The organism is Agrobacterium sp. CNPSo 2736, assembly GCF_004005385.1.
In the GTDB taxonomy this organism is placed as follows: Bacteria; Pseudomonadota; Alphaproteobacteria; order Rhizobiales; family Rhizobiaceae; genus Agrobacterium; species Agrobacterium leguminum.
The window spans coordinates 1-5414 of sequence record NZ_RZTX01000048.1; the positions used below are offsets into that span (position 1 = coordinate 1).

Here is a 5414-nt window from a genome sequence, read left to right on the forward strand (position 1 = left end):
CTGCTGAGCTCGACTTTACCGCGCGATATATCCTCGACGAACTCGGAATCGAAGTCGAGGAACCGGAAGCCGATCGCCTTGATAAACTGATCCAAAAATTCGGGCTGGTGTTTCCGCCAACCCGCGTCCTGTCGGAACTCGCCCGGGCCTCACTTCCGCAGGTTTCAGCTGCCGACGATCCGGATGCAGCCCTGATGGCATGGATCGACATGGAAGAGCAGCTGTTTCGCCGTCTGGAACGGCATGTAGTCGCAGACCGGATCAAAAACGGCTTTCATTCCGACGAAGGCACTGACGTTGACGGCTTTATGGGCTTTTCCAAAAGCGTCCAGAACCGCCGTAAAAAACGTGCGGGCCTCGCACTCGAACATCACCTAGAGGCTGTCTTTTCTGCCCACAAGGTGCGTTTTGATCGTGAGGGTGAAACCGAAAACCGCAACAAGCCGGACTTTCTTTTCCCAGGTCAGGAGGAATACCGAAATCCGGCATTCCCGGCCGCACGCCTCACCATGCTCGGCTCCAAATCAACGCTGAAGGATCGCTGGCGTCAGGTGCTTTCCGAGGCCGAAAGGATCACGCCAAAACATCTGTTGACGCTGGAGCCCGGTATCTCGGAGAACCAGACCGATGAAATGCGGGCGAAGCAGCTTCAGCTGGTTCTTCCGCAATCGCTTCACTCGACATATCGGGAGAGTCAACGCGGATGGCTCATGACGCTTGGTAACTTTGTCGAGCTGGTGAAGGAGCGCCAACAGACAGAATAGCCGTCACTTCTCATGCGTCGAAGCGAGCATTTCGCGAAGATCATCGACGGAATAAGGCGGGTTCCGGCGATGGGCGACCGAATGGCAGTTGGGACAAAGCGGCGTCAGGTCCGTTCTCGGATCGATGATGTAGTCTTCCCCGAGCTGCGAAACCGGCGTGACGTGGTGAACCTCTATCAGACCGGCAGCGGCTGCACCGTAGCGCTCTCCCAAATCCAACTTGCAAGCCTTGCAGGAATAGCCGTGAATCGAGAGGGCAGCAGCACGATTGCGCCGATCCCTTTCGTAGCGATTGACTTCGATGCGGGTCCTTGCCCCCTCCGGAAGCCGCGATACGTGAAAAGACGCCTCAGCGCCATCGTCTTCAGCTTCAACTGGCAGCAATGCCAGAACGGCCGCCGCGACCCTGGCGGTCCAGAGTTCGACCTGGCGCATGTCCTCTTCAGCGTTGCCGTCGTTGATCGCCAGCATTCCCCGGCGTACATCGAGGCTGAAGCTGCGCCACTGCGTTTCCCAGATCGCAGAATCATCCGGTGAATATGTCGCGCCGTTGATGATCAAAGAAATTTCGGCCTCAGCATCGCGACAAACGTCCAGCACTGCCCGGAAGGTACGACGGCCGGTCTCGTCTGCCGAGCCCATGGCGCTCATGAGATCACCGGCGAAATTGCCCGGCCGGAAATGCACGTCCAGCCGCCGCCATCCTATCAGGGTCCGCAGCGTAAAAGTCTGGCCGGCAGGGTAGCCGGCTGGCTGGAGTTCGAGCCAGCGCGTGCCGTCGTTGTCCCGGCCCTCCCGGCCGGAAAATTCCAGTCCGGTTTCAGCGGAAATCCGCTCCGCAAGCGAGCGTGAATCAGGCAACATCCTTATCCACGTCAGGTTCGGGCAGCGTTTCTACGAGCTTTTCCAGAATGCGTGAGACCTCGAAGCGCATGTCACGGAACATGGAGGCAGTATGGTCCTGCACTGTGGAGAGTTCCGCGACGGCCAGTGCCCACATCAGGGAGTCGAGACCCTGCATGGTCACACTGCGATTAAGGTTCGGGATGTAGACCTTCTGGTAGTAGGGGTGACTGGTGTTGATCCGAATGCCCTTGTGCCCCTCGATCAGCGCCGGTTCAAACAGCAAACCGTTGTTGATACCCTCTACCGGCTGCACGAAAACCTCGCCCGGTCTTTTGGCCGACGTAATTGTCAACTTCAGACGGGTTGTACCGTGTTTGTTTTCAACGATGGCTTCGCCGGTATTCGGGTCCGCGATATTGACCTTGGGGCCGCCGGCCGCCGCCTCGCGGTTGCGAATATTGGTGTTGGAGGTATCGTGAGCTCCCTCCCCCTTTTTCGAGATAACCTTCTGCTGTCCCTCGCGATAACGGCGATTGGCTTCCCGTCGCGGAGCGGGAAGAAATTCACCTTGCAGCCAGTTCGCCAGATCGTCATTCAGAATAATCTGCGACTTCTTGATATCGAGATGGAAGGCATCGTCCAGCTTGTGGTCGAACGAAAATTCGATGCGCAGGCCGGTCAGATGCGGTTCTTTCTGGTAAAGCCCAAGCCAGTCTGCATCGTGAATGAGACGGTTTTCGCGATAGATGTATATGCCTTGGCGATCGTTCGACAATTTCGCCGCAGCTGCCGCCTTTTCATCCGGAAACTCTTCCCGGCGCGGAAGGATAAATGCTCGCACCGTGAACGATGCCTTCCGGTTGTCTGACAGCTCTGTTTCGATAGGCTCGTCTGCGACCAGTTCCGATAACTTGGACTGGAACGGGTCCCAGGCTGCGACGGGCCTGCCATTGAGTTCCATGATGACGTTTCGGGCGCGCTCGTCTTCCGGGTCGAGGAAGCGTTGATAGACCATGGAAAGATGCTCGCGAAGGGCGTCCTCGCGGGACTTCAGCGCCTTGCGCGCCGGGGCCCCGGCCGGATCCTGGTATTCCTTCAGCAACCTGTCCACGTCCTCCCACAAGACGACAGTACCGGCATGGCCGAGAGCTACGGCATCGAGGTTTTCGAGCGCTTCCGGATCGCATTCCTCGTTCAGGAGCAGCGACCATTTGTTGACTCTGGCAACGTGGTACAGGTCCCAGGTCGCCATCAGCGCCGGAGTATTGCCGTCCGGCCGGGAAATCACCGACAGCTTCTTGCAGAAGGCCGTTGAGGCGGTTTTCAGACCAAGACCATATTTGCCAAGGCTGGCGGCGCTAGGGCGTGCTTTCGAGCCATACTGCATGGCGTTAATCAGGCCATCCCGGTTCATGCCGTCGCCGTTGTCAGCAATCATCAGACGGATGTTGCCGCGCAGATCGGCAGCAAGCCAGAGCTGGACATGGGTCGCGTTCGCAGCAATGGAGTTGTCCACGATGTCGGCAACTGCCGTATCGAACTCATAGCCAGTGTCACGCAGGCCTACGATAACCCGCTCCGGGTCCGGTGGCAGTTCAATTTCTTCAATGCTGCTCATTTTCCCCCCTGAATTTCGATTACGCGCCAGCCAGTTCCTAGTTTCAGGACGCCCTTTGCCCGTTCCGTTTGCTGCTTGCGTCTATGGGTGATGCGATATCGGTCATCGTCATCTCTCACCAGAATGACTTCATCGCCAGGAACCAGATTTGCCTGACGAATGTATTTGGTCATTCTGGTCAACCTGTACTCGTTACGTGTACCGTCAAAAAACTTGTTGTTGTAATAGATGAAGGCAAATTCCCAGAAGGTGCCCCCATCATCCACAAAATTCAGGTGACATCTCGGATTGTACTGGCCTGGGTCGAGGCGGGGAAAGAACGACAGCAACCGTTCCTCTCTGGGCACCAGGATGCCGGCCTGGTGCCCACCGGTTTCGCCCGTATCGTTGGCGCTCAGCACCTTTTCAATTGTTTGCTCTGCCATATCTTGCCTGTTAAGCCCCCTTCGCTGGCGACCGCATCAGCGCCGCGACGATATCGCCGTAATCATCTTCCCTGCCTTCAAGGCCCACAACCGCAGTGCCGGAAATCGCCCTCTTGCGCGCCAGTCGTTCATCCACCACGTCCTCGACCGTATCGGCCACGAGGAGTCGGTGAACTGTTACAGGCAATTGCTGGCCGCGCCGGTGAGCCCGGGCAGATGCCTGGTCTTCGAGTGCCGGATTCCATTCCGGATTATAGTGGATCACATGGTTGGCGGCTGTAATGTTGAGGCCAGCTCCTCCGGCCTTCGGGTTCAGCACGAGTGCCTCCCCGCCCTGGACGGCGCTGAAGCGGTCAATCAGCGGCTGGCGATCATCAATAGGCAGACGACCGTCGATCACGCCGGCAAAAGCTCCAAAACGGGTCTTGATGTGCCGGGCGATCATATCGGCCATTGCCGTAAATGATGTGAAGATGATCACCTTCTCGCCACGTGCGAAAATCTCTTCCACGATCTCGTCCATGCGCCGGAACTTCGAGAAGGACATGGGATCGGCCGTGGCGGTATTGCCACTCATCAGGTCGGGGTGAGCGCAGAAACGGCGCAATGATGTCAGGGCGACGAGAGTCGCGGCCGCACCATATTCCGAATAGATGCGTTCGCGCTCGGCGTCATAGGCCGCTATCTCGCCTTCATCAAGTTCAACCACCTGGGGAATATCGATCCGCCTTGGCAGGTCCTGCGCTACCTCGGCAACACGTCGGCGCAACATGAGCGGCGAAACCAGCGGTTCCAGCTTCGCTGCGCCATCAACATCATCGGCATATTCTGACCCGAAGGTCTTTGCGTCCCCAAGATGACCAGGCAGGACAAAATCCACGATCGACCATAGATCGAGCAGACGATTTTCGACAGGCGTCCCCGTCACGGCCAGACCAGCCTCACGCTGGAGCCGTTTTACGGCCTTTGTCCGTTGGGCGTCGGGGTTCCGGATGAACTGTGCCTCGTCCAGCACAATCACCTTCCAGACGATCATGTTGAGCAGACTGTTATCGCGGACGGCATTGTCATAGGAGGTCACGACGACATCGTACTCCTTCAGCTCTGAAGGCCTGCCCGTTCGAACAGCCCCATGGTGCTTCAGCACTGTGAGATGCGGCGCGAATTTCGAGATTTCCCGCCGCCAGTTCTCCAGCAACGAACCGGGTGCGATGATCAGCGCTGGCCGCAACGGCGGACCACCGGAATCGCTGAGCGCGCTGATGATCTGCAGGGTTTTGCCGAGGCCCATCTCGTCGGCCAGAAGGCCGCCGACTCCCTCAGCAAGCAGGAACTTCAGCCAGCGCCAGCCGGAAATCTGGTATGGATAAAGGGTCGCCTGCACTCCATCCGGCACATCATCGCCGGAGGGTGTGAAAGCGAGTGGGGAAATCGCCCGGTCAGCTGTCCGGTCCTCGATAGATGCTCCGGAGCCGGCAGCCTTCCGGATGGCAAGAAAGGCCTTGAGAGAGTCAGCTTCCCCGAGGGTTACGCCAGTGCTTCGCACCAGTTCCCGGATTTCCGCGCCGGCAGCCGGTTCGATCGGATACCAGGAGCCTTCAGCGACCTTGTGGCCGCGTTCCAGGTCCGCGAGATCAAGAGATACTTCCACGCCTCGGCTGGTGGACGTGATGCTGTAGGATGGCGCTTTGTTATTGCTGCCTTGCGAGATCGTCAGGGTCGGGACAAGGGGGTATCGCGAGGGGCGAAGGCCATCGACGC

At 58.2% G+C, this 5414-nt stretch carries 5 protein-coding genes; 1 reads left to right on the forward strand and 4 read right to left on the reverse strand.

Annotated features, from left to right (window positions below):
- A partial coding sequence (locus tag EM858_RS26935; protein ID WP_245483076.1) for a type II restriction endonuclease occupies positions 1-764 on the forward strand: 764 nt, incomplete at its 5' end.
- Between the two features lie 3 nt (positions 765-767).
- On the opposite strand, the gene EM858_RS26940 is transcribed toward EM858_RS26935, so the two are convergent.
- The 4 genes from EM858_RS26940 to EM858_RS26955 form a co-directional block, all read right to left on the reverse strand.
- Positions 768-1625, reverse strand: coding sequence for an HNH endonuclease (locus EM858_RS26940; protein ID WP_205649570.1), 858 nt, complete (start codon positions 1623-1625; stop codon positions 768-770).
- Positions 1618-3228 carry an ATP-binding protein gene (locus tag EM858_RS26945; RefSeq protein ID WP_127758577.1) on the reverse strand — a complete coding sequence of 537 codons (1611 nt, stop codon included), beginning with the start codon at positions 3226-3228 and terminating at the stop codon, positions 1618-1620. The genes EM858_RS26940 and EM858_RS26945 overlap by 8 nt, the downstream gene beginning before the upstream one ends.
- Positions 3225-3653 (reverse strand): EcoRII N-terminal effector-binding domain-containing protein, encoded by a 429-nt coding sequence (locus EM858_RS26950; RefSeq protein ID WP_127758578.1) that lies wholly within the window; start codon positions 3651-3653, stop codon positions 3225-3227. Before EM858_RS26950 ends, EM858_RS26945 begins: the two co-directional genes overlap by 4 nt.
- Positions 3654-3663: 10 nt before the next feature.
- Positions 3664-5414, reverse strand: a 1751-nt coding sequence (locus tag EM858_RS26955) for a DEAD/DEAH box helicase (RefSeq protein ID WP_164865592.1), incomplete at its 5' end; no start/stop codon positions are given.